The 21,923-nt window shown below is 65.2% G+C and carries 26 protein-coding genes; 19 read left to right on the forward strand and 7 right to left on the reverse strand.

Translation table 11 applies throughout. The features are described 5' to 3' along the window. Positions 1–126 precede the first annotated feature (126 nt). On the reverse strand, positions 127–426 hold the full coding sequence (locus HV711_RS29685) for a hypothetical protein (RefSeq protein ID WP_003056213.1): 300 nt from the start codon (positions 424–426) through the stop codon (positions 127–129). 147 nt (positions 427–573) lie between these two features. Further along, positions 574–837, reverse strand: coding sequence for a hypothetical protein (locus HV711_RS29690; protein ID WP_012204589.1), 264 nt, complete (start codon positions 835–837; stop codon positions 574–576). 524 nt (positions 838–1,361) lie between these two features. Here HV711_RS29690 and HV711_RS29695 point away from each other — a divergent pair. From HV711_RS29695 to HV711_RS29705, 3 genes are all read left to right on the forward strand, one after another. Next, positions 1,362–2,189 carry a DUF932 domain-containing protein gene (locus tag HV711_RS29695; protein ID WP_003056211.1) on the forward strand — a complete coding sequence of 276 codons (828 nt, stop codon included), beginning with the start codon at positions 1,362–1,364 and terminating at the stop codon, positions 2,187–2,189. A gap of 75 nt (positions 2,190–2,264) precedes the next feature. Then, positions 2,265–4,331 (forward strand): ParB/RepB/Spo0J family partition protein, encoded by a 2,067-nt coding sequence (locus HV711_RS29700; RefSeq protein WP_003056209.1) that lies wholly within the window; start codon positions 2,265–2,267, stop codon positions 4,329–4,331. 62 nt (positions 4,332–4,393) lie between these two features. After that, positions 4,394–4,603 carry a hypothetical protein gene (locus tag HV711_RS29705; protein ID WP_003056207.1) on the forward strand — a complete coding sequence of 70 codons (210 nt, stop codon included), beginning with the start codon at positions 4,394–4,396 and terminating at the stop codon, positions 4,601–4,603. Positions 4,604–4,733: 130 nt separating this feature from the next. Here the strand turns inward: HV711_RS29705 and HV711_RS29710 are convergent, their stop codons facing one another. Beyond that, entirely contained in the window at positions 4,734–5,252 is a 519-nt protein-coding gene (locus HV711_RS29710) for a GNAT family N-acetyltransferase (RefSeq protein ID WP_011517543.1), read from the reverse strand. Between the two features lie 821 nt (positions 5,253–6,073). Here HV711_RS29710 and HV711_RS29715 point away from each other — a divergent pair. Then, positions 6,074–6,388 (forward strand): DUF736 domain-containing protein, encoded by a 315-nt coding sequence (locus HV711_RS29715; RefSeq protein ID WP_003056203.1) that lies wholly within the window; start codon positions 6,074–6,076, stop codon positions 6,386–6,388. 353 nt (positions 6,389–6,741) lie between these two features. Here the strand turns inward: HV711_RS29715 and HV711_RS29720 are convergent, their stop codons facing one another. After that, the gene (locus tag HV711_RS29720; protein WP_003056202.1) at positions 6,742–7,035 is read right to left on the reverse strand and encodes a helix-turn-helix domain-containing protein; all 294 of its coding nucleotides are present in this window, start codon (positions 7,033–7,035) and stop codon (positions 6,742–6,744) included. Positions 7,036–7,258: 223 nt separating this feature from the next. On the opposite strand from HV711_RS29720, the gene HV711_RS29725 reads away from it, so the two are divergent. From HV711_RS29725 to HV711_RS29765, 9 genes are all read left to right on the forward strand, one after another. Then, on the forward strand, positions 7,259–7,606 hold the full coding sequence (locus tag HV711_RS29725) for a DUF2958 domain-containing protein (RefSeq protein ID WP_003056199.1): 348 nt from the start codon (positions 7,259–7,261) through the stop codon (positions 7,604–7,606). A 341-nt stretch (positions 7,607–7,947) separates the two neighbouring features. After that, entirely contained in the window at positions 7,948–8,706 is a 759-nt protein-coding gene (locus HV711_RS29730) for a DUF2285 domain-containing protein (protein WP_011517541.1), read from the forward strand. An 83-nt stretch (positions 8,707–8,789) separates the two neighbouring features. Further along, positions 8,790–9,071, forward strand: coding sequence for a helix-turn-helix transcriptional regulator (locus HV711_RS29735; protein WP_023123353.1), 282 nt, complete (start codon positions 8,790–8,792; stop codon positions 9,069–9,071). A gap of 26 nt (positions 9,072–9,097) precedes the next feature. Beyond that, positions 9,098–9,955, forward strand: coding sequence for a replication initiator protein A (locus HV711_RS29740; protein ID WP_011517539.1), 858 nt, complete (start codon positions 9,098–9,100; stop codon positions 9,953–9,955). 253 nt (positions 9,956–10,208) lie between these two features. Then, positions 10,209–10,847, forward strand: coding sequence for a ParA family partition ATPase (parA, locus tag HV711_RS29745; protein ID WP_003056189.1), 639 nt, complete (start codon positions 10,209–10,211; stop codon positions 10,845–10,847). Beyond that, on the forward strand, positions 10,844–11,107 hold the full coding sequence (locus tag HV711_RS29750; RefSeq protein ID WP_003056186.1) for a hypothetical protein: 264 nt from the start codon (positions 10,844–10,846) through the stop codon (positions 11,105–11,107). Before parA ends, HV711_RS29750 begins: the two co-directional genes overlap by 4 nt. Next, positions 11,104–11,628, forward strand: a complete 525-nt coding sequence (locus HV711_RS29755) for a DUF2840 domain-containing protein (protein WP_003056183.1) — start codon at positions 11,104–11,106, stop codon at positions 11,626–11,628. The genes HV711_RS29750 and HV711_RS29755 overlap by 4 nt, the downstream gene beginning before the upstream one ends. Continuing rightward, complete coding sequence (locus tag HV711_RS29760; protein WP_011517538.1) at positions 11,625–12,212, forward strand: S26 family signal peptidase; 588 nt, start codon at positions 11,625–11,627, stop codon at positions 12,210–12,212. The genes HV711_RS29755 and HV711_RS29760 overlap by 4 nt, the downstream gene beginning before the upstream one ends. Positions 12,213–12,660: 448 nt before the next feature. Beyond that, positions 12,661–14,643, forward strand: coding sequence for a relaxase/mobilization nuclease domain-containing protein (locus HV711_RS29765; RefSeq protein ID WP_035481257.1), 1,983 nt, complete (start codon positions 12,661–12,663; stop codon positions 14,641–14,643). Here the strand turns inward: HV711_RS29765 and HV711_RS29770 are convergent. Together HV711_RS29770 and HV711_RS29775 are read right to left on the reverse strand one after the other, a co-directional pair. Beyond that, entirely contained in the window at positions 14,632–15,084 is a 453-nt protein-coding gene (locus HV711_RS29770; RefSeq protein ID WP_202904314.1) for a MarR family winged helix-turn-helix transcriptional regulator, read from the reverse strand. The two genes, HV711_RS29765 and HV711_RS29770, sit on opposite strands and share 12 nt — an antisense overlap. Next, a complete protein-coding gene (locus tag HV711_RS29775) occupies positions 15,081–15,737 on the reverse strand; it encodes a TetR/AcrR family transcriptional regulator (RefSeq protein WP_049756488.1) in 657 nt (218 codons plus the stop codon). Before HV711_RS29775 ends, HV711_RS29770 begins: the two co-directional genes overlap by 4 nt. A 223-nt stretch (positions 15,738–15,960) precedes the next feature. Between HV711_RS29775 and HV711_RS29780 the strand changes: the two genes are divergently transcribed. Genes HV711_RS29780 through HV711_RS29805 form a run of 6 tightly spaced genes read left to right on the forward strand, consistent with a single transcriptional unit; the run spans position 15,961 to position 21,708 of the window. Further along, on the forward strand, positions 15,961–17,496 hold the full coding sequence (locus tag HV711_RS29780) for an efflux transporter outer membrane subunit (protein WP_035481259.1): 1,536 nt from the start codon (positions 15,961–15,963) through the stop codon (positions 17,494–17,496). Then, a complete protein-coding gene (locus tag HV711_RS29785; RefSeq protein WP_035481261.1) occupies positions 17,493–19,067 on the forward strand; it encodes an MFS transporter in 1,575 nt (524 codons plus the stop codon). Before HV711_RS29780 ends, HV711_RS29785 begins: the two co-directional genes overlap by 4 nt. 7 nt (positions 19,068–19,074) lie before the next feature. Continuing rightward, positions 19,075–20,109, forward strand: a complete 1,035-nt coding sequence (locus HV711_RS29790) for an HlyD family secretion protein (RefSeq protein ID WP_011806069.1) — start codon at positions 19,075–19,077, stop codon at positions 20,107–20,109. A gap of 25 nt (positions 20,110–20,134) precedes the next feature. Continuing rightward, positions 20,135–20,452: a DUF3861 domain-containing protein gene (locus tag HV711_RS29795; RefSeq protein WP_226285475.1), complete on the forward strand. Its 318-nt coding sequence runs from the start codon at positions 20,135–20,137 to the stop codon at positions 20,450–20,452. A 36-nt stretch (positions 20,453–20,488) separates the two neighbouring features. Then, complete coding sequence (locus HV711_RS29800) at positions 20,489–21,433, forward strand: LysR family transcriptional regulator (protein ID WP_035481263.1); 945 nt, start codon at positions 20,489–20,491, stop codon at positions 21,431–21,433. Then, on the forward strand, positions 21,430–21,708 hold the full coding sequence (locus HV711_RS29805; RefSeq protein WP_011806066.1) for an EexN family lipoprotein: 279 nt from the start codon (positions 21,430–21,432) through the stop codon (positions 21,706–21,708). Before HV711_RS29800 ends, HV711_RS29805 begins: the two co-directional genes overlap by 4 nt. Here HV711_RS29805 and HV711_RS29810 read toward each other — a convergent pair. Further along, the gene (locus HV711_RS29810; protein ID WP_125726996.1) at positions 21,675–21,908 is read right to left on the reverse strand and encodes a hypothetical protein; all 234 of its coding nucleotides are present in this window, start codon (positions 21,906–21,908) and stop codon (positions 21,675–21,677) included. The genes HV711_RS29805 and HV711_RS29810 overlap by 34 nt on opposite strands. Positions 21,909–21,923 lie beyond the last annotated feature (15 nt).

Raw genomic sequence — 21,923 nt, forward strand, 5'->3', positions numbered from 1 at the left:
GCGGGGCGCTACGCGCTGCGCTTGCCTCCAGGGGAAAGCCCTGCGGGCTATCCCCGCCGCGCAGGCTTGGCGCCCCTCTCGCGCAGCGAACCGGCTGGTGCCGGATCGCTCCCTTCATGCCGGACATTACGATGGCACTTCGGGCGTGGGTGTGTCGGGTTCGTAGTCGCCCAGCCACTCGAAGAGACGTTCGATATCGCAGTCCAGCTGGTTCAGCGTGGCCTGGGCCATTGCGTACCAGGTGGTGCCGTCGTCCGTTTCTTCGGAGGCGGACAGCAGGACGTTGAGCTGTGCGCGCCGTCCCAGCAGGCGCTGCATCTCGTTGCCTACCGTCTTGCGGTCGGTGGTCCAGATGAGGGTCGGCAGAAAGATGCCAGGCCCTTCTGCTCCAGGCGCAGGCGTTCCGGGTTGCATGGGATCGCTCATGGTGGTTCTCCAGAAGGTGGAGATTCCACGGTAGGCATTGGCCCGTGACCGGGCCACTCGAAATTCGCGCTATTTCGGGGGGATTTCGGGATCAGCGCCGATCGGCCGTGGCGCAGTCATGCGGGCGGGCTGCCTTTGAGCCGGTGCTTACCAGGGCTTCCAGCGCCGCTGGGGTGTTTGCGGCACGGCGCCGAGCAATTGGATCGGCGGCAGTGCATGGGGCGCATTGTTCCTGGGGAAGCGCCGGCGCACTTCGCATTCCAGTTCGTGCGCGAGGCCGCGTGCGTCCTTCTCGCCGCGCAGTGCCCGTTGCCGCCAGTCTCGGGCCTGGGCCATCAGTTCATCGTCTTGTAGGGCTCGTATGTCCATGCCATTGCCATTTTGCCGATGGCTGGGTGGGTAGCTGTCCACGGGGATTTCATTGAAGTCATGTGGGCGTCCCCGGCCACCTGGGAGATGGCCGGTCGCGCTCTCGTGCTAGCGCATCGAGCCGCCTGCGGCGTCTCGCCCCCTTCGGGCTTCGATCGTTCCCTCACTCCGTTCGGCTGACGCCTCCGGCCCGGCTTCCAGCTTCGAGCCTGCGCGCTTCGCTTGCCGTGCGGTCGGCTTGTGGGATGGCCGTTGCCATGTCCAGTCCTCTTCCCTGACTTCATCACCTTGTCCGCGACTGTAGCCCGCGGCCGTGTGCCGTCAAGGCGCGCAGGGCCGTGTCCTCGGCTGCGCCTGCGGGCCGCCCCACCCTGCGCTTGTTTCCTTGACGGCCCCCGTCCGCGCGCTCCCTTTCGTCGCGGGCGATGAACTCAGGAAAGACGGTGGCAACAGGGCCAACCGGGTTCCTCGCGCCGACCGCACCGAACAGCCGAAAGGCTGGGCTTCGAATCTTGGAATCCGGTGTGCGGTTTTCTTCAACAGCCTTTTTGTTCAGGAGAAAGACCATGCAACTCGCATCCCGCTTCGCTTCCCATTCCCCCGCATTGCGCAGCGACTCCCCGCTGTCCGATGACCAGATCCGCCGCGTGGCCCCGTCCATCTTCGCGGATGCCCCCCATGAAAGCCGTTCCGAGCGGTACAGCTACATCCCCACCGCCGCCGTGCTGACCGAGCTTCGCAAAGAGGGGTTTCAGCCCTTCATGGTGTGCCAGACCCGCGTTCGCAACGAGGGCCGGCGCGAGCACACGAAACACATGCTGCGCCTGCGCCACGCCAACCAGATCAACGCCCGCGAAGCCAATGAAATCATCCTGCTGAACTCGCACGACGGCACGAGCAGCTATCAATTACTGGGTGGCATGTTCCGCTTCGTTTGCAGCAATGGCCTTGTCTGCGGCGACACCGTGGGCGATGTGCGCGTGCCCCACAAGGGCGACGTGGCGGGCCATGTCATCGAGGGCGCCTATCAGGTGCTGAGCGGCTTCGAGCATGCGCAGGAATCGCGCGAATCCATGCAGGCCATCACGCTGGATGCCGGGGAATCGGAAGTGTTCGCCCGCGCCGCGCTGGCCCTCAAGTACGACGACCCAACCAAGCCCGCGCCCGTCACGGAATCGCAAATCCTGATGCCGCGCCGCTTCGACGACCGCCGCCCCGACCTGTGGAGCGTGTTCAACCGCACGCAGGAGAACCTGACCAAGGGCGGATTGCATGGCCGCGCCGCCAATGGCCGCAGACAGCAGACCCGCCCCGTGCAGGGCATTGATTCGGACATTCGCCTGAACCGCGCCCTGTGGCTGCTGGCCGATGGCATGCGCGCCCTCAAGGCCTGACCCCCTCTGACGTGTTCCCCGCCGGAGGGGCGGTTTCCCCTCCATTCCCTTGTTTCACTTGATTGGAGATTCACCATGAACGCCGTTACTTACACCGAAGCTCAAGCCCTCGACAGCCGCGCAAACGTGCTGCAAGCCGCCGACCCGAGCAAGCACATGATTCTGGTTCCGCTGTCGCGGCTGGTGCTGCGCCCCACGGGCCGCAACGTGCGCAAGACCGTCCCGCGCATGTCCATCCCCGAGCTGGCCGCGAGCATTCAGCGCGTGGGCCTGCTGCAAAACCTGATCGTGATTCCCGCCGCCGATGACCTGCATTACGAGGTGGTGGCAGGTGGCCGACGCTTTGCGGCCCTCAAGCTGCTGGCAAAGAAGCACCGTATCGCCAAGGATTGGGACGTGCCTTGCCTGCAGGTGGCCGATGGCACGGCCCGCACCGCCAGCCTGACCGAGAACGTGCAGCGCGAAGCCATGCACCCAGCAGACCAGTTTGAAGCCTTCGCCGCGCTGGTGGCCGAAGGCCGACCGATTGAGGACATTGCGGCGGATTTCTCCGTTACGCCGCTGGTGGTGCAGCGCCGCTTGAAGCTCGCCAATGTCTCGCCGCGTTTGATGGAGGACTACCGGGCCGATGCCGTGAGCCTCGATCAGCTGATGGCGCTCTCCATCACCGACGACCACGCCGCGCAGGAATGCGCGTTCTACGATGCGCCGCAATGGCAGCGCCAACCCTCGCACTTGCGCGAACGTCTGACGGAGCGCGAGATTGACGCCTACCGGCATCCGCTGGTGCGCTTCGTCGGGCTGGACACCTACGAGCAGGCGGGCGGCGGCATCCGCCGCGACCTGTTCGCGGAGGGCGATGCAGGCGTGTACCTGACCGACGCCGCGCTGCTGGAACGACTGGCGCAAGACAAGCTGGCGGGCATCGCCGCAGAGGTGAAGGCCGAGGGCTGGGCTTGGGCTGATGCCACGCCGGGCGTGACCCATGCCGATCTGCACGCCTTCCAGCGTGCGCCGAGGGAGCGCCGCGAGCCGAACAAGCGCGAAGCACAGCGCATCGAGAGGCTGCAAGCCAAGATGCAGGAGGTGGCCGAAGCCATTGATGCCGCGACGGACGCCGACGACGAGGACAAGGCCGATGCGCTGCAAGAGGAAGGCGAGCGGCTGGGCGAGCAGTTGCAGGCGCTGGAAGACGGCTTGCAGGGGTACGGCGCGAACGTGAAGGCCGCAGCCGGGGCCATCGTCACCATCGGCCGCAACGGCGAGGTGGTGATTCATCGCGGACTGCTGCGCGAGGCCGAGGCCAAGGCACTGCGCACACTGGAGAAGCTGCGCCAAGGGTTCAGCGACCCAGATGCCGCGAACGATGACGAAGGCGAGGACGACGAGCCGCCCAAGGCAGCAGCGATTTCCGACCGACTGGCCCAGCGCCTGAGCGCCCATCGCACCGCCGCGCTGCAAATCGAGGTGGCCCGGCATCCGCAGGTGGCGGTGGCCGCGCTGGTGCATGGCATGGTGCAGACCGTCTTGCAGGGCCGCTACTACGGGCGCGACCTGCCGCTGGGCGTGAGCCTGAAAGTCCAAGACCGGCTGGACGGCATGGCCCCGGACTGGCCCGAGTCACCCGCCGCTGTGGCGCTGCGTGAATTGCAGCAGGCGTGGAGCGGCAAGCTGCCCGAGGACAGCGCCGAACTGTTTGCCGCGCTGCTGGCGATGGAGCAAGGCGAACTGGTCAAGCTGCTGGCCGTGTGCGTGGCTTCCACGGTGGACGTGGTGACGCCTCGCGCCACACCGCACCAGCCCGGCGAGGAACTGGCGCAGGCCGTGGGCCTCGACATGGCCGCATGGTGGCAGCCGACCGCCGAGGGGTATTTCAAGCACGTTCCGAAGGCGGCAGTTCTGCAAGCCGTGGGCGAGTACGCGCCCGATCAGGTTTCCCGGCTGGCGAAGCTGAAGAAGGCCGACATTGCCAGCGAAGCCGAGCGGCTGGCCGATGGCGCGGGTTGGATGCCTGCCATCTTTAAGGTCGAAGGCCCGCAGCAGGCAGTGAAGGAAAGCGCGCAGGAGGCAGGCCCGGAGCAGGACGCCCCGGAGGATGCCGAGGCAATGGCGGATGAACCCGCCGAGGCGCTGGCCGCTTGACCCACGCCGAAGGCAAGCGCCCCGGCTTCGACCGGGGCGCTTCGCTGCAAGGAGAAGCCCCCATGACCCGCACCACCACCAACCGCCCGCGCATGGCGGCGGTCTATGCACCCGGCACGGTGCGCGCCCGCCGCTGGCACGGCGATGGCGACGTGCGCGGCTACCGACCGCCCTCGGGCTGGTCGGCCCGCGCTGACCTCACCGACATACATCCCATCACGGGCCGCGCCTTGCCGCGTGCCGTGTGGTGGATCATCGAAACGAAGGAATGATCATCGTCAGCACCGCGCCCAGGCCGTTCCGCCCTGGGCGCGGTGAAACGCATAATCCGGGCGCGGCGGTGGCCGCGCCCGGTGTTGAAGCCGAATAGCCGGGGCATTACGCCGCCGCCTTCACTGGCACTCAGGCGGCGGCGTTGAAGGCATCGCTGTACTGCGCGATGCCTTCGGGCACTGGCCCATGGAAGGCCAGTGCGAGAAAATAGCCGGGCGGCACGCCCGGCAGTTGCAGGCCCGCATGGGCCTGGAAGCCAAAGCGCCCGTAGTACGCGGGCTCTCCGAGCAGCACACAGCCTTCGGCCTGCATGGCCCGCAGTTCAGACAGCGCCTGTTCCATCAGGCGCGAGCCGATGCCGTGCCCCTGCCTCTGCGGCAGGACGGAGATCGGCCCCAGGCCGCACCAGCCTTTGGCCTTGTGGCCGTGGTCGTTGGTGATAGTCACCGGCGACAGAGCCACATGGCCGACGACCTGGCCGTGTTCTTCGGCCACGATGGAAAGCGTCAGTTCGCTAGCGTCGCGCAATGCACGCACGATGAATTGCTCCGTGTGGCTGGTGTGCGGCGCATCGGCGAAGGCGGCAATGGTCACGGCCTCGATAGCGGCAATGTCGTTCGTGGTTTCGTGTCGTAGCTGGATGGTCATGGTGTTCTGCGTTCCCTGCTCAAAATATAGAACGGCCTGGGCGTGTCGGCGCGTAGCGCCGCCGGGCTTTCGGGCTGCGCCCCGTGCCGACTTCGCTGTCACGGCCATTCGGCTTCAATCCACTCACGCCTTCGCGCCTGCGGCGCTGCGCGCTGCGCTTGCCTCCGGGGGATCGGCGCAAGGCCCATCCCCGCCGCGCGAGCTTGGCGCCCCTCGATGCCGCCGAACCGTCGATGCCGGATCGGCCCGGCCAGCGCCCCGCCGCAATGGACGGAGCTGGCGAACACGCTGGTGCTTGCTGCGGCAGGTTGTGCGAATGCGTGCCGTCCTCAACGCTGGCGGTTCTCGCCCATCACGTCACGAAGGACGGTTCACGGACATCCCGCCCGGCATCGCTATGGAGCTTCCACGCCACGCCTCAAGACCGGCGCCGCAAGGTGCGGCCGGGGCGTTCTCGCTTGTCGTCGGATGGTTGACCTGGCCCGCGTCAGTGGGCGAGCCGGTGCTGCCTTCGTGCGGGGATGCCGAGCCGGCCCTGCCTCCTTTCGATGCGGTTCGGCCCAAGGCGTCCTTGTGTTGTTGTGAATCCTAGCGGTGGCGCGGCTGCGCCTCGGGCTTCATGGCTGCAACCGTCCGGCGAAAACAATTTCCCCTGCTTTGTCACTGCGTTCGGCGCATTCCTCGCGGGACAAATTCTTTTCGCCTCCCGGCTCTCCACTGCGTTGCGACCGCAAGCGGTGCAGCCCGCCCGTCCCCCGCCGGCCGGATCACAACAAGGACGCGATGGGCGCGAACCTTGTTCCACCAAAAGGAGTTTCATCATGGCCAACATCGGCACCTTCACCGCAGACAAAGACGGCTTCACCGGCACGCTTCGCACCCTGACGCTCAACGTCAAGGTCAAGCTGGTGCCCAACGACAAGGGGGACAACGAGAAGGCCCCGGACTTCCGCCTGCAGGCCGCCAGCCACGACATCGGCGCGGCGTGGAAGAAGACCAGCGAGGCCGGGCGGGAGTACATCTCCGTGACCCTCGACGATCCTTCGTTCCCGGCCACGGTCTATGCCCGCCTGATCGAAGGAGAGAACGGCACGCACGACCTGATCTGGTCGCGCAGCAAGCCCCAGGCGGCCTGACGGCCGCCAGCGCCCCGCCCACTGCGGCGGGGCGCTGTACTGCTTGGATCAGCAGACTGGAAGGCTTGGCTCTCCCAGCTTCGTGATGGTGGTGGTCGGGCAGCATCACCATGACTTCGTGTTGCCAGGGCGAATGCAGGGCGATTCGGCGCACTGCGCCGACCGGGCTTTGCGGGCTGCGCCCCATGCCGACTTCGCCGTCATGGCCATTCGGCTTCAATCCCTATCGCAGCTGCGCGCTTCGCTTGCCTCCGGGGGAAAACCCTGCGGCCTCTCCCCGCCGCGCGATGCTTGGCGCCCCTGAAGTCCCCGAACCGGCTGCACCGGATCGGCCACGCCAGCGCGGTCGCACGCTATGGCGTGTCACTCTTCTTCGCCACAGTCTCCAACTCCTGGCGCACCTGCGCCAGCAGCTGATCGACCTGCTGCAGGTCGTCGCCGGCATAGGCCAGCGTCAGCAGCGTGAGCGGGTGCACCTCCATGACCTCGCACAGCTCGGCCAGCTTGTTCAAGGTGGGGCTTTTGAGGTCGCGTTCCAGCGTGCTCATGTAGGTGCGGCTGGACACGTCCGAGAACGCTTCCTGGCTCAAACCACGTGCTTTCCTGATGGTCTTTAGTGCCTCCGACAATGTATGTTTCGCTGCCAACCCTGGATCTCCGCAAAATCCAAGATGACATCCGATTGAGCCCTATAGGGCTACAATCTATAGTGTTCAACTATGCCCGCCTGCCGCTTTCGTGCTTTTACGGAAATCCGTATCTGCAGCTTCTCACAGAAGCACAAAACCGCATCCGTGCCTTTCCACAAACCCGCCGATGCGGTTTTGCGCTTTCACGCTTCGGCGGTTTTGTGCGAATGAGGTAACGCCCATGAACCAACTCATGACCGAGGACGAGCGCAAGCAACTGCTGGAACACGGCCGGGTCCGGGCCGCTGGCCGGGCCATCGACCCGCTGCCCGTGGTGCGGTTGTTCACGCCGGACGCACACGCCACTTGGCTGCTGGTGTCGCTTGACCCCGCTGACGGCGATACGGCCCATGGCCTGATCGACTTGGGGATCAGCATGCCTGAGCTGGGCGAGATCAAGCTGTCCGACCTCGCATCCATCGTCGGGCCGAGCAAACAGCCCGTGATGCGAGATCGGTATTTCCGGGCGGTGCGCCCGTTGTCGGAGTACCTGCGGCTGGCCCAGGAGAACGGTTCCGTCCTCGATTGAGCCGTTCGCGCCACGGCCAAGCCGGGCGCATTGAGGCTATTTCGGTCTTGCTCCAGACCCGTCAGGTCTTAATCCGCACTGTTGCACCAAACCAGTGCCACCCTGACGCAAACGGTCATGACGCCAGCCGTGCCATCGGGCACGGTGGATAGCGCAGGAGGCCGCATTTCCTCGCGCGCCACCGTCGCATTCAGACGATCCGCGCAATCCATCGGATGCTTTTCGTCTTGACACGCAAGTTACTAATCTACCAGCTTATTCACGATTGGATGCTAGTTCGATGCGGTGACGTTGGCGTGTGAAACCAGTGACGGCCGTCCTGCTCTACGGGAGCTTGCGTCATGGCCGAACCGCACCACCTCGCGCACTGGTATCCGACCGCCGCCTACCTCTACGTCCTGTGTCTGGACACGCTCGCACTGGCCTGGGAGTACCTGCGCCGCCATCCCGACTACCGGATCGACTGGCTGCGCCGTGCGCGCTGCCCCGATGCCGCGCATCGCTGGGGCTTGCGTCTGCTGGAAGACCCGGACGTGGATGCGCGTGACGCGCATCCGGCCTGGCTTCCCGGCCATGGGGCCGTGGTGCAGCTTCACCCCGATGCCGATCCGCCTCCGGATGCCACCGCCTTCGCGTTCTGGCGCATCCCCGGCCACAAGCAGTTGCTGCACGACGGCAAGGGTCTGGCGCTGATCGCGCGCAGCCCCAGCCTTTGCCAGCGCTATGCGCTGGCGCCTGGCCTGGAGGACGGCATGGCCGTGGCCCATGCCTATCGTGGCCGTCACGCCGCCCCTGCGGCCCCTATGCCTGGTACGCCTGCGTCAATGGCTCGGCCCAGGCCACCGCCTGCGGCGCTGCTGGAGCTACACACCCTGCAGGCGCTCGACGCCACCCTGGCGGGCGCGTCCTTGCGCGACGTCGCCGAGGGCTTGTTCGGTGCGGACGCCGCAGCCGGCTGGTACAGCGACGGCGGCCTGCGCTCCAAGGTGCGCCGCCTGGTGCGGCGCGGCGATGCGTTGATGCGCGGCGGCTATCGCCGCCTAGCACAACTGCCGCCGCTTGAGAAGGGTCGTTTTGAAGAGAGCGCAAAACGACCCTGAGCAGGAGGGCTTCGTTTTCTGAGACTGCCTTCATCCGGTTGCGCTGTGTGGCCGGAGCCCTGCAACCGATGGAGGTTCTCACCATGCGTCCTGCTCCCTTGCGGCCTGCCGCTACTGTCTCGACCGCTGCCGCGCAGCCCCAACGCTATCTCACCAACGACGAAGCCGCCGAGTACCTGCGCCTGTCGCCGCGCACGCTGGAAAAGCAGCGCGTGCTGGGAGGCGGTCCCAAGTTCCGCAAGTTCGGCCGCCGCGTGATGTACGCCGTGGTCGACCTCGATGCCTGGGCCGCCGAGCGCAGCTTCGAGAGCACGTCCGAGCCCGAGTACGCCGAGCAGCATTCGGCGGACAGCCGTGCGCGCTGATCGCTGGCGCGCGGGTGGCCTTCGCCATGTCCAGCCCCGCGCTGCCCATGCGGCAGCGACCGATGCAAGAGCGCGAACAGCTCGATCTGTTCCGCGCCTTGCCGGGCGACATGGCGCCGCGCGACAGCCAGGACTTGATGGCCTTTCCGTTCTTCTCGCTGGCGAAGTCGCGGCGCACGGCGCCGATCGACTTCCGCGCCAGCGGCATCACGATCCGCGTGGAGGGCACGCAGGAGCATGGCATCGCCACGATTTGGGATGCGGACATCCTGATCTGGGCTGCAAGCCAGATTGTGGAAGCCCGCGATGCGGGCTTGCGCCCGTCGCGGCTGATGCAGGCCACGCCCTACGAGATCCTGCGCTTCATCGGGCGCGGTACGTCGCTGCGCGACTACCAGCGCCTCAAGGCGGCCTTGGATCGGCTGCAGTCCACGACCGTGGCCACGTCGATCCGCGAGACGACCGGGCGGCGCCTGCATCGCTTCTCATGGATCAACGAGTGGAAGGAACTGGCCGATGCCAAGGGCACCCCCTTGGGGCTGGAACTGATCCTGCCGGACTGGTTCTATGCGGGCGTGCTCGATGCTGCCCTCGTGTTGACCATCGACCCGGCGTATTTCCGGCTGACGGGCGGGATCGAGCGATGGCTGTACCGCCTGGTGCGCAAGCACGGCGGGCGACAGCCTGGCGGCTGGCAGTTCGACTTCCAGCACCTGTACCGCAAGTCGGGCAGCGTGGCGCGGTACTACGACTTCGCCGCCGACCTGCGCGCACTGGTGGTGCGGCAAGCCTTGCCTGGCTACCAGTTGGGCATCGAGTACGTCTCGGGCATTGCCTCGCCGCTGCTGACGTTCCGGCCCGTGCCGTCCACGGCACGGGGATAACTGCTGCGCAGCCTGTGGACGGACTCGTGCTATCAGGCAACAGAGGTATCGTGCTATCAGGCAACGAATCCTCGTGCTATCAGGCAACAAAACCGGCCGCAAAGCTAATACTGGCGCGGGTTTCGGCCTCTCCTAACTTCCCTAACTTAAATACTCTAACTGGTAGTAGCAGCGCCGCGCCTCGGTGGACAACCGCCACAGGACGCGAAGCGCAGCGGCAACAGGCGGGCTTTCCGACACGGAGGGTCCGGTCATGATCGTCGCGCTGCTCAACCAGAAAGGCGGCGTGGGCAAGACCACGCTCGCCACCCACATCGCCGGCGAGCTGGCGATGCGCGGGCAGTCGGTCATCCTGCTGGATGCCGATCCACAGGGCTCCGCGCTGGACTGGACACAGCGCCGCAGCCAGCAAGGTTTGCCAAGGCTATTTAGCGCCGTGGGCCTCGCACGCGAAACGCTGCACCAGGAAGCGCCAGAACTCGCCAGGCGGGCCGATCACGTCGTCATCGACGGGCCACCCAGGATCGCTGCCTTGGCGCGCTCCGCGCTGCTGGCGGCCGAGCGGGTGCTGATCCCGGTGCAGCCCAGCCCCTACGACCTGTGGGCCAGCGCCGAGATGGTGGCGCTGATCCGTGAGGCGCAGGTGTTCCGGCCTGCGCTGCGCGCGGCCTTCGTCATCAACCGGCGCGTGAGCACCACCGTGATCGGACGCGAGGCCCGCGGCGCGCTGGCCGAGCAGCCGCTTCCTGCGCTGCGCGCGGAAGTGCATCAGCGCATCGTGTTTGCCGACAGCGTGGCCGCCGGCCGGCTTGCACGCGAGACGGCGCCAGACAGCGCCGCCGCGCGCGAAATCACCGCGCTGGTCGATGAACTGCTGCGGTGGCCGTCATGAGCACTCCTGCCAGCAAGCGCACGGGCAAGCGCATCGGCATCGGCGCTCGCCCGCCCGCGAATCCGCACGCCGAGGCGTGGATTCGCCAGGGCAGTGCCGATGACCTCCAGAAAGGCGACCTCTACACGGCCCGCCTGACCCTCGACATCACGCCCGCCATGCGGGCGCGCATCAAGGTATCGGCCTTCACGCAAGGCGTGACGGTGGCCGATCTGTTGCGCGCGCTGCTGGAGCGGGAATTCCCGGAGAAGTCCTCATGAACACACCCGCCTCGACGGCTTCGGCACCGCCGTCCATCCCGCCTGTCGGCGTGGCCGACGGCGTACCGCTGACGCGCGTTGCGCTCGCATACATCGACCAACGCTTCGACCTCTACCTGCGCTTCGGTGATCCTGCCCGCATCATCCGGTTCGACCGCTGGCGCCGCTGCGCGGTGTTCACGCCGAATGCGGTTCTCTGCCGCATCCGCTGGCAGGCCAACGACTACGGCACGATCCGCTGGCAGCTCATGGTGATGCAGGCGTGCATGCCGATGGATGGCGCGCAGCGCATCTCCGGCGTGCAACCTGGCGCGCGCCTCTTGCTGCACGCCGAGGGTGAGCAATCGGTGCGTGCCGTGCTGGCGCGCATCGACGCCATCGAGGCGCTGGGCATCACGCCTGTCGGCGTCTCGCCCGCGTACTGGCGCACGCTCGCCAACCGGCTCGCAGCGCACTTGCCGCTGCCCGAATACACCGCCGAGCGGCACGCCGCCTGGCTGGCCGGGAGGGCGCTGCCATGACCGCAGTTTCCACTTCCGGCACCGCGCCGCACCCTCGCTTGCGCGTGCGCGCTCGCCTCGTGCTGGCGGGCCTGTCCGCCTGCGGCCTCGCTGCGCTGGCCTGGGCGTCCTTCGTGCATCCGCTGCCACGCCTGACCTACAACCCGTCCGACAGCGTGGAGGTCGGCTGGTATCGCATCGATCCGCTCGACCATCGCACCAGCTCGCCACCACGTCCGTTGTCGGTAGGCAGCATCGTGCTGGTGCCGCTGCCTGCCGAGGCTGCCGCGCTCGCTGCGCAGCGCGGCTACCTGCCGACGCGCATTCCTCTGCTCAAGCGCGTGGGCGCGGTGGCGCCGCAAGAGGTGTGCATCGCTGACGGCAAAGTCCGCATCGACGGCGTGCCTTCAGCCGCCGTGCTGTCTGCCGATCGCTGGGGCCGGCCGCTGCCATCCCGGCAGCAATGCCACCGCTTGCGGCATGGCGAGCTGTTCCTCCTCAGTGTGACCAATCCGGCGTCGTTCGATAGCCGGTATTTCGGGCCGGTCAGCGCAGCTTCCGTGATCGGCGTTGCGCGCCCCGTCTGGCTGGAGTCGCGCCCATGATGGCCACCGATTCGCTGCGCATCATCGTGCTATCGGGCGTGTCGTTCTGCTGGCCGTTGTCATGTCGTCGCGCGTGCAGTGCGAGCGCATCCGCGCTGCACTTCGCGCTGCCTCCGGCGCAGCCGTCCCACGTGCAGGCGTCTTGCCTCGAACACGGCTGGCCTGCGGCCATTGCCGTGTTCGCCGGTGCGCTGGCTGCTGGTGCAGCCTTGCCACCGGGCCGCAGTTGCCGGGATCGAGAACCTGGGGGACAGGGGGAGGCAAATGCGGAAGGCAAGACAAAAGGACGCGGCACCGGGCCGCGTCGAAAGCCTGTCTGCACATGGGGGTGGCGCGGCACGGAGCGGCTTCGCCGCCGTGCCGCTTGGGGCGCGAAGCCCGCGCCGATGCGGGCATGTCTGCGTGCTTCGCACGACCGGACACGCCGGAGCTTACAGGGAACGCAGCCATGAGCGACCGCCGCGACGACGATTTCCGCATCCGCCCCAGCGCCCCGAAGAACCGGGGCCAGGGCTTCGTCTCCAAGGTGCTCAAGCAGGCGGGCAAAGCCAGCAGCGGCAAGTCCTCGGTGCGCCGTCCCGCATCCAGCGGCAGCGGCGCACGCGCTGGCCAGCGCCCAGGCTCGCGCCTCGGGCGCGGCCACACAGCGGCTCGCTTCGCGGGCGCGAAGCTCACGCCCATGTCGCGGCGCGTGACCATCAAGACGCTGCTGGTCAATCAGCGCAACGCCAGCCCGCAATCGCTCGCCAAGCACCTGCGCTACATCGAGCGCGACGGCGCCGGCCGCGATGGCGAGCCGGGCCGGGCCTACGGGCCGCAGGCCGACGACGCCGACCTCGACGCTTTCAAGGAACGCTGCGCCGACGACAGGCACCATTTCCGCTTCATCGTCTCGCCCGAGGACGGCGCCGAACTGGACGACCTGCGCACCTACACCCGGCATCTGGTGAGCCGCATGGAAGCCGACCTGGGCACGCGGCTGGATTGGGTGGCGGTGGATCACTGGAACACCGACAACCCGCACACTCACCTGATCGTGCGCGGGCGTGACGACACCGGCAAAGACCTCATCATCGCGGGCGACTACATCGCGCACGGCTTTCGCCATCGCGCCGCCGAGCTGGCGACCGAATGGCTGGGGCCACGCACCGAGCTGGAGATCCAGCAGACCTTGCAGCGCGAGGTGGCGCAAGAGCGATGGACGAGCCTGGATCGCACCCTGCAACGCGAGGCCGGCGAGGACGGCCGAGTGCAGATCGGACGCTTCAACGAACCGCGGCTGCAACGCCAGCGCCTACTGTTGATCGGTCGCCTGCAACGCTTGCAGCGCATGGGCCTCGCCGACGAGATGCAGCCGGGCACCTGGGCCGTCCATGCCGACGCGGAAAAGACTCTGCGCGCGCTGGGCGAGCGTGGCGACATCATCCGCACCATACAGCGGGCCATGCGCGGCGAGCCGCGCGAGCTGGCGGTGTTCGAGCCGAGCGACGACGGCCGAACCATCATCGGCCGCGTGGCCGCGAAGGGGCTGGCCGACGAGCTGCGCGACCGGGGCTATCTGGTCATCGACGGCGTGGACGGCAAGGCCCACTACGTCGCGCTGAACGCCCGCGACGAGCTGGCGAACTATCCGATCGGCGCCGTGGTGGAAGTGAAGGGATCGGCCGACGTGCGCGCGGCCGACAAGAACATCGCCGCGCTGGCGAGTGATGGCCTCTACCGTGCCGACCATCACTTGGCCGTGGCGCAGGGTCAGGCCGTGCCGGGCCGCGACCCGCACGAAGTCGTAGCAGCCCACGTCCGGCGCCTGGAAGCCCTGCGCCGGGCGGGCATCGTGGAGCGCGTGGCCGAGGGGCTATGGAAAGTGCCGGACGATCTGCCCGAGCGTGGCCGCCAGTACGACGCGCAGCGCCTAGGCGGTGTGGCCGTGGAGCTGAAATCGCACCTGCCGATTGAGCGGCAGGCCCGCGTGATAGGTGCCACCTGGCTCGACCAGCAACTGATCGGCGGCGGCTCGGGGCTGGGCGACCTGGGCTTTGGCGCAGACGCCAAGCAGGCGATGCAGCAACGCGCCGACTTCCTGGCCGAACTGGGGCTGGCCGAGCGACGCGGACAGCGCGCGATCCTGGCGCGCAACCTGCTGGGCACGCTGCGCAATCGGGAGCTGGCGCAGGCCGCCAAGGGCATTGCGGCCGAAACCGGCCTGGAACACCGGCCTGTGGGCGACGGTCAGCGCGTGGCCGGCATCTACCGGCGCAGCGTCATGCTCGCCAGTGGACGCTACGCGATGCTGGACGATGGCATGGGGTTCAGCCTGGTACCGTGGAAGCCCGTGATCGAGCAACGGCTGGGACAGCAGATTGCCGCAACGGTGCGCGGTGGTGGCGTGTCGTGGGAGATGGGGCGGCAGCGCGGGCTGTCAATCAGCTAGTGCTAACTCATGTATTTCGCTTTGTTTGCAAACCTCCGTCAATTCCGAGAGCGCGCAGTGCCAATGTGATTTCAACTCACGTATCGCGTTGTTTCCACGTTCAGTCAGAACAATTTCGATAACTCTGCGGTCATGCGTGCGATCCAAACGCTCTTGCGCCGTTCTTTGGATCATGCCCTTATTCTCAAGACGGTCTAATAGCCTAGTAACCGAGGCAGAATCGACTGCCAGGCTACGAGCCAAAGTGCTAGGCGTACATGCTGGAGTGACCGACATCTGGTGTAGCGCCATCACCTGCACAGCGGTCAAACCAAACGGAGCAGCCACGCGATTCAGCACTTGATTCCTTGCTGTGAAAAGCCGCGTGATGGCCGTAGAAAGCGCCATCACCCTAAGGGCAACGTCTGATTTCTCCGTGCCGGTTGCCCCATTCGGCATCATGATCGGGAGCGTCTACTGGGCGCTTCCTCACCGCAACCATAGGCACGCATGAATGTCACCACGGCTGCGTTCGCCCACTGGTCAATCTGCGCCGAGGAAGGTGCGGCATCCGGATGAGTCAGGCACTGAAGCTGGGGTTCGCCGCGAACCAAGTTGATGAACAGGCTCGCGGCAGTGTCACGGCCAATTTCTCCAAGATCGACTTCGCCGGACGCTGCCGCTCTGGCCAGTTGTTCGGACACCATCGTCGTCATCACCTGCGGGCCGGCCAGATAGAACGTCCGTGCGAGCTTCGGAAAGCGCGGGCCTTCGGCGATCACGACGCGGAAGACAGCCAGCCCGCCCGGCGAGAGCACGATGTCCAAGTAGGCCCGAGCCAACATGGTCAACGTCTCTCTTAGCTTCCCCGGACGGAATCCGATGCCACGCACCGTGTTCGTGAACGCAGCACATTCGGCTTCGATCACCGCGACGAAGAGTGCTTCCTTGTTTGCGTAGTGCGCGTAAACGGTGGACTTGGACACGCCGGCCTCACGCTGGATCATGTCGGTTGTCGCGCTGAACCCATGGGTCAGGAAGACGTTGCGCGCAGCGCGCAGGACGGTGAGAGCCTTGGTGTTCAGCTCGTCACTGCTCGGCGGCTGGGTGGTCATGACTTGGTTGGTGCGTCGCATCTGCTTGGGGTGAAGTTTTTGACACAATGGCCTAGATTCGGTATAGTACCAAACCGCTCGGTACGTATCAACTTGGTCAGCCGTCTCATAGAGTATTCGCATTTATGTGGATGCCCGAAATTTTCTGTGAGGCGGCGGCCTGATTTTTGCCTCGATATCAAACCGAGCGGTTCGGTACAACTCATATACTTAGTGAACCTTCATGACGTCACAACCGCTGCTCTCACAACTGCTGCGACAAGCAGGCACGGCGCTCTGCACGATCTCACTGGTCGGCTGCGCGGTTGGTCCTGACTTCGTGAAACCCGACGACAGGCTTGCGACCGTTCAACTGTCGCCCAGGGCGGACTACGCGCAACCGAATGAAACATCCGCTGCGAACTTCCCATCTTCGTGGTGGACCTTGTTCAACGACCCCGTGCTAGCGGGTCTGCAATCCCGTGCGCAGGCGGGCAACCTCAACTTGCAGATCGCCTCCGAACGCATCGAGCAAAGCCGAGCGCAGTTGGGGATTGCCTCCTCGCTGCTGCTGCCCAGCGTGGGCGTCTCGGCGGGCTATTCCCGCGAGACGATCAGCGAGCACGGCAAGTTTGCCGCGCTGGGCGCACCGACGAGCGCGAGCGATTTCTGGCAGTTGGGATTCGAAGCCAGTTGGGAACTCGATCTATGGGGCCGTGCGCGGCGATCGCGTGAAGGCGCCGCGGCTGCCTTCGAGGCCACGGTGTATGAGCGCGAGGCGGCACGGGTGGCCTTGTCCGCCGAGGTGGCCCGCGCCTATCTCCAGTTGCGCGGTGCGCAAGCGCAACTGGACATCACCCGGCAGAACCTGGAGGTCGCCGATCGCACTCTCCGCCTTGCAGAAAGCCGTGAGCGCAATGGTGTCGCCACGCGCTTTGAAACCTCTTCGGCGCGCGCGCAATTGGCAACGGTCGAGGCGCTGGTGCCCGAACTGGTCCAGCGCCGCAACACGCTGATGAACGCCTTGGCACTGCTGCTGGGTGAGGAGCCGCGCGCCCTCGATGCGCAGTTGCTTGAAGCGATGCCCTTACCTTCGCTTCCTTCCAATGTGCCGGTGGGCTTGCCCTCCGAATTGGCGCACAGGCGGCCGGACATACAGCGCGCCGAAGCCCAACTCCATGCTGCAACGGCGGCCATCGGCGTCGCCAAAGCCGATTTCTACCCGCGGATCGGCCTGCGGGGAAGAGTCGGCGTCGAAGCCTTCGAGTTCAACGACCTCGACAGTTGGGATTCCCGGTTCTTCTCCGTCGGCCCGACGGTCTATCTCCCCATCTTCCAAGGCGGTCGGCTGAAGCAGCGCGTGGCGCTGAACGAGGCACGGCAAAGAACAGCCGCCATCGCCTACCGGCAGACGGTACTGCAAGCCTGGCATGAAGTGGACAACGCTCTGGACGCTTGGGCCGCTCAGCAGAACAGCCATGCCGAATTGCGGGTCTCGTATGAGCAGAACAAGCAGGCGCTGCATGCTGCCGAGCGCGGCTATCAGGAAGGCGCTGCCGACTACTTGAATGTCCTGGCCGCGCAGCGCGGCGTCCTCGCCAGCCAGACCAGCCTCAATGCCAGCGCCACCAACGCCGCGCTCACCCTGGTCAATCTCTACAAGTCGCTGGGCGGTGGCTGGGACCCTGATGCACTCACATCCGGGCGACAGGCCGGTGGCGATGCACCTCTGACGACCACCACATCGCCGGCCAGCTTGCAATCAAAGGTTGACCAATGAGTGCCGCAGCGTTGCAGCCGACAGCGGCGCCACCCGCACCTGCTGCTGCGGCAGCCCCGCCGAAGCGGGCGATTGCCGGGTTGGTCGGCATCCTCATCGCGGCCATGATGGCCGGACTGAACAACCGCGTGGGTGCGTTGGCACTGGCGGACGTGCGTGGCGCGCTGGGCTTCGGCCTGGACGATGCCTCCTGGCTCACGACCGTCTATAGCGCGGGCGAAGTGATCGCGATGCCTTTCTCGGCATGGTTCGCCATCACGCTTTCGGTGCGCCGCTTCGAGCTATGGATGATCGGCACATGCACTTTGCTGGCGGTGTGCATTCCCTTCATCCATGACCTCGATCTGCTGCTGGCCATGCGTTTCCTGCAAGGCATCGCCAGCGGCACGATGATTCCCGTGTTGATGATGGCGGCGTTGAAGTTCCTGCCGCCCCACATACGGCTGCACGGACTGGCGCTGTATGCGCTTACGGCCACTTTCGCGCCGAACCTTTCGATCTGGCTGGCGGGTCATTGGACGGACGGCCTGTTCGATTGGCGCTGGGTGTACTGGCAGATACTTCCGCTCGCGGCCATTGCCGCCTTGTTGATCGGATGGGGCCTGCCGAAAGACCCGATCCAGACAGACCGCTTCCCGCAGGCCAACTGGCCCGGCCTGGCTTTCGGCGTGCCGGCATTTGCCCTGATTACCGTCGCCTTGGATCAGGGCGTGCGGCTGGACTGGTTCAACTCCCCCCTCATCGTCGTCTCGTTGGCGGCCGGGCTGACTCTGCTAGGGGCCTATCTGCTGACGGAGTGGTATCACCCGGCGCCGTTCATCAAATTGCAGATGCTCAGTCGCCGCAACCTGGCGTTGGGCTTCACCTTGTTCATCTGCCTTCTTGTCGTGCTGAACTCTGGCGCGATGTTGCCGATGACCTATCTTGGGCCGCTCCAGAGCTACCGGCCGCTTCAGATGGCACCGATCGGCCTGATCGTCGCGCTGCCTCAACTGGTCCTGGGTTCAGTGGTAGCGCTGTTCCTATACCGGAAATGGGTCGATGCCCGATTCGTGTTCGCAGGCGGCCTGCTGCTGATCGCCCTGGCGTGTTTCTCCGGCGCGCAACTGACTTCCGACTGGAACCGTGACCAGTTCGTGATGACGCAGACGCTGCAAGCCTTTGGCCAGCCCATGGCTGTCGTCTCGCTGCTGTTCCTGTGTACCAGTGTCGTACACCCCAGCGAAGGCCCGTATGTGTCGGGGAACATCAACACGCTGCGCGCCCTGGGGTCGGTATTCGGGGGCGCGGTGGTTGGGCAACTCGTGACCGTGAGGCAGCGGTTCCACGCGGAAATGCTGCTGGACCACGCCGCGTTGGTAGGCAACTCCGTTCCGCTTGCCCCGGAGCCCGCTCAACTGATGGGAATCATCGGCCAACAGGCACTGGTGCTGTCGGTCGCGGATGCCTATCGCGTGCTGGGCGTTCTGGCGCTGGTGATGGTTCCCTTCGTACTGCGGCTGACCTACATTCCCGCGCCCGACTTGCAGGCCCCCGCTTCTCATTCCACACCGTCGTCGTCCCAAGGATAGTTTCACCATGGCAATGCCGAAGAAAGCCAAGATCACCAGTGCCGTGCTGCTGCTCGCAGTCGCAGCGGGCTGTGTCATTTATCTGAATCGTCCCGAGTCCAGCGCATCGACCCAATCCACGGACGACGCCTATGTACAGGCTGATTTCACCCTCGTCGCGCCCCAGGTGTCGGGAGTGATCGGCAAGGTACTGGTCGAAGAAAACCAGCCAGTGAAGGCAGGGGATTTGCTCGCAGCCATCGACGACCGGGATTTCATCGTTGCGGTGGATGCGGCAAAGGCACAAGTCGCCGCCGCCGAGGCCAGCGTCGCGGGGCTTGCCGCGCGTGTGGCGCAGCAAGAAACCGCGATCCGCCAAGCGCAGGCAGCCGTTGCGGTGGACGATGCCGAACTCAAACTGGCAGAGGCCAACCAAAAACGCTATCGCAACTTGGCAGCCGATGGATCTGGTTCGATCCAGGCACAACAACAGGCCGAAGCGCAGTTGGCCATTCGGCTGGCCAGCCGGGACAAGAACCGCGCGGGCCTGCAAGCGGCGCGGCAGCAAACGGACATCCTGAAAGCCGATCTTGAAAAGGCCAAGGCTGCGCTTTCTCAAGCGCAGGCCGCACAGGCGGCTGCGGAGTTGAAGCTTTCCTATACCCAAATCACCGCGCCCATCAACGGCATGATCGGCCAGAAGTCGGTACGTGTCGGCGCATTCGTGAATGCTGGCAAGCCGTTGCTGGCGGTGATTCCACTCGATGCCCTCTATATCACGGCCAACTTCCGCGAGACGCAGTTGGCGCGTGTACGGGCCGGACAATCGGTGGACATCAAGGTGGACGCCTTGCCGGGTGCCGTACTGAAGGGAACCGTGGAAAGCCTGGGGCCGGCCAGTGGCGTCAGCTATTCGGCTGTCGCGCCACACAACGCCACGGGCAACTTCACCAAGATCGTCCAGCGCCTGCCTGTGCGCATTCGCATCGACCCCGACCAGCTTGACGCTGCAAACCTGCGCGTCGGCATGTCCGTGACGCCGAAGATCCGCATCGGTGAATAGCGTCATTAGCCCAACGTGAGGACCCATGCAAATGAGGCAATACCGTTATCGCGTAACTCTGGAGCAATTGACTGATTCACATGGCGTTCCCACCGATCGCAAGCCTCTACAGTTTGAGGTTGGAAATCATGACGACATCATCTCTGTCGTGACGTGGATTCGCAGCAGAGGTGATTTCAGTAGCCAGGCGGAAGCCGCTGCTTTTGGAGTTGGGTTGAAGTTATTTGGTGGAGCCATCTTGGCAAACAAGGATGACCCGCTTCTGTCTTCGTTCCTGCCGCAGCTATATCAATTCGTGAAGGATTTCAAGGCAGGATCAAGCGACATCCAAGGAAAAGATTGATTCGGCTTCTCTGCGCGACACGGGATATGAATCACTATGGAGCTTCGTCACCTTCGATACTTTCTGGCTGTGGCCGAAGAACTCCGCTTCGCTCGCGCAGCGGAGAAGCTGCATATTGAACAATCGCCGCTGTCGCGGGCCATCAAGGAACTGGAAGAAGAACTCGGCGTGGCGCTGTTTGCCCGTACCACGCGCAGCACGCGGCTAACCCATGCCGGAACATTGTTCTTGGAGCATGTGCGTCGTGTGTTCGCTGCCCTGGAACAAGCGCGTGACAGCGTGAAAGCGGCGGCTAATGGCTTTCATGGGCAATTACGTGTGGCCATGTCGGATGGCATCACGCCGTCGCGCTTGCCGGCCTTACTGGCGTTGTGTCGTCAGGAAGAACCCGAGGTCGAAATTCGCTTCTTCGAGGTGCCGTTATCACAGCAGATCAAAGGGCTTCATGATGATCTGTACGACGTGGGGTTTGCCCAATCCGACGAAGTAGGCGCTGGCATCGTCGCCGTGCCCGCTTGGAGCGATGCGCTCATGGTGGCGGTTCCCGCCCGCCATCCGCTGCTGGCCCACAAGCGCATTCCCTTGGACGAGTTGCTGCGCTATCCGCTGGTCCTGTGCGATCCGCAAGTGTGTGAAGGCCATGCCAAGCACGTTGAACGAGTGCTGCGTCGTGCTGACATGGAGCCGCTCATCGCAGAACGAGTTGCCACGTGCGATCTGATGATGGCACTGGTATCGGCCGGCTTCGCGCTCGGGTTGGCGGGCGCTGCACACATTGCCACCAGCCGTGAGCTAGGTGTCGTGGCCCGGCCGCTGGCGTCGCGCGTTCCGCCGCTTACGACCTACTTGCTTCGTCTTGACGGTGATCCGTCCGACGAACTGACACGGTTCATTGAGCGCGTACAGGCCATCGAACTGCCGGAAACTCCCAGGCCCATACGAGGCCGCAACCCTGATCCCCCGGAGGAATTGATGCCATGAAGAAGATCATTCCGTTCTTGCTGGTGACTACCTTGGCCGCTTGCGGCCAATCAGAGGCACCTCAGAAAGCTGCCGATTCGGAGGCAAGCATTCCGACGGTGGAAGAACTGGCGGCCAACCCCGACCGGCTCAAGGAACTGCGCCAGCAATGCAAGACCGACCGCTCCAAGCTGGGCGACGTGCTGTGCAACCGGGTAGCAGAAGCCACGCGCAAACGGTTCTATGGCGACGGAGAAACGCCCTACACACCGCCGAAAGAGTCGCCAAAGTTCTGATTGTTGGCCGTTCGCCGATTCGCCTTCACTTTTTTCTCGACACGCCGCAATGCGCCCGCGCTTGCGGCGTTTTTCTTTGGCTCGCCACCGCACTCATTCTTTCTTTTTCCTCGACCTTTCTGCTCTAAACGGTCTTTGACCGGCACTGACCCGGCACCGATCCTGACGCCTGCGGCACGCCCTTGTGCCGCTTCTTCCATGAGGAATCAGCGCAG

Origin of the sequence: Paraburkholderia phenoliruptrix (genome assembly GCF_902859825.1) — a bacterium.
GTDB lineage: Bacteria > Pseudomonadota > Gammaproteobacteria > Burkholderiales > Burkholderiaceae > Paraburkholderia > Paraburkholderia phenoliruptrix.

Coding starts and splice junctions, on each gene's coding strand:
- HV711_RS29685 (WP_003056213.1), bottom strand. CDS start 426: ATGAGCGATCCCATGCAACCCGGAACGCCTGCGCCTGGAGCAGAAGGG.
- HV711_RS29695 (WP_003056211.1), top strand. CDS start 1,362: ATGCAACTCGCATCCCGCTTCGCTTCCCATTCCCCCGCATTGCGCAGC.
- HV711_RS29700 (WP_003056209.1), top strand. CDS start 2,265: ATGAACGCCGTTACTTACACCGAAGCTCAAGCCCTCGACAGCCGCGCA.
- HV711_RS29705 (WP_003056207.1), top strand. CDS start 4,394: ATGACCCGCACCACCACCAACCGCCCGCGCATGGCGGCGGTCTATGCA.
- HV711_RS29710 (WP_011517543.1), bottom strand. CDS start 5,252: ATGACCATCCAGCTACGACACGAAACCACGAACGACATTGCCGCTATC.
- HV711_RS29715 (WP_003056203.1), top strand. CDS start 6,074: ATGGCCAACATCGGCACCTTCACCGCAGACAAAGACGGCTTCACCGGC.
- HV711_RS29725 (WP_003056199.1), top strand. CDS start 7,259: ATGAACCAACTCATGACCGAGGACGAGCGCAAGCAACTGCTGGAACAC.
- HV711_RS29730 (WP_011517541.1), top strand. CDS start 7,948: ATGGCCGAACCGCACCACCTCGCGCACTGGTATCCGACCGCCGCCTAC.
- HV711_RS29735 (WP_023123353.1), top strand. CDS start 8,790: ATGCGTCCTGCTCCCTTGCGGCCTGCCGCTACTGTCTCGACCGCTGCC.
- HV711_RS29740 (WP_011517539.1), top strand. CDS start 9,098: ATGTCCAGCCCCGCGCTGCCCATGCGGCAGCGACCGATGCAAGAGCGC.
- parA (WP_003056189.1), top strand. CDS start 10,209: ATGATCGTCGCGCTGCTCAACCAGAAAGGCGGCGTGGGCAAGACCACG.
- HV711_RS29750 (WP_003056186.1), top strand. CDS start 10,844: ATGAGCACTCCTGCCAGCAAGCGCACGGGCAAGCGCATCGGCATCGGC.
- HV711_RS29755 (WP_003056183.1), top strand. CDS start 11,104: ATGAACACACCCGCCTCGACGGCTTCGGCACCGCCGTCCATCCCGCCT.
- HV711_RS29760 (WP_011517538.1), top strand. CDS start 11,625: ATGACCGCAGTTTCCACTTCCGGCACCGCGCCGCACCCTCGCTTGCGC.
- HV711_RS29765 (WP_035481257.1), top strand. CDS start 12,661: ATGAGCGACCGCCGCGACGACGATTTCCGCATCCGCCCCAGCGCCCCG.
- HV711_RS29770 (WP_202904314.1), bottom strand. CDS start 15,084: ATGATGCCGAATGGGGCAACCGGCACGGAGAAATCAGACGTTGCCCTT.
- HV711_RS29775 (WP_049756488.1), bottom strand. CDS start 15,737: ATGACCACCCAGCCGCCGAGCAGTGACGAGCTGAACACCAAGGCTCTC.
- HV711_RS29780 (WP_035481259.1), top strand. CDS start 15,961: ATGACGTCACAACCGCTGCTCTCACAACTGCTGCGACAAGCAGGCACG.
- HV711_RS29785 (WP_035481261.1), top strand. CDS start 17,493: ATGAGTGCCGCAGCGTTGCAGCCGACAGCGGCGCCACCCGCACCTGCT.
- HV711_RS29790 (WP_011806069.1), top strand. CDS start 19,075: ATGGCAATGCCGAAGAAAGCCAAGATCACCAGTGCCGTGCTGCTGCTC.
- HV711_RS29795 (WP_226285475.1), top strand. CDS start 20,135: ATGCAAATGAGGCAATACCGTTATCGCGTAACTCTGGAGCAATTGACT.
- HV711_RS29800 (WP_035481263.1), top strand. CDS start 20,489: ATGGAGCTTCGTCACCTTCGATACTTTCTGGCTGTGGCCGAAGAACTC.
- HV711_RS29805 (WP_011806066.1), top strand. CDS start 21,430: ATGAAGAAGATCATTCCGTTCTTGCTGGTGACTACCTTGGCCGCTTGC.
- HV711_RS29810 (WP_125726996.1), bottom strand. CDS start 21,908: ATGGAAGAAGCGGCACAAGGGCGTGCCGCAGGCGTCAGGATCGGTGCC.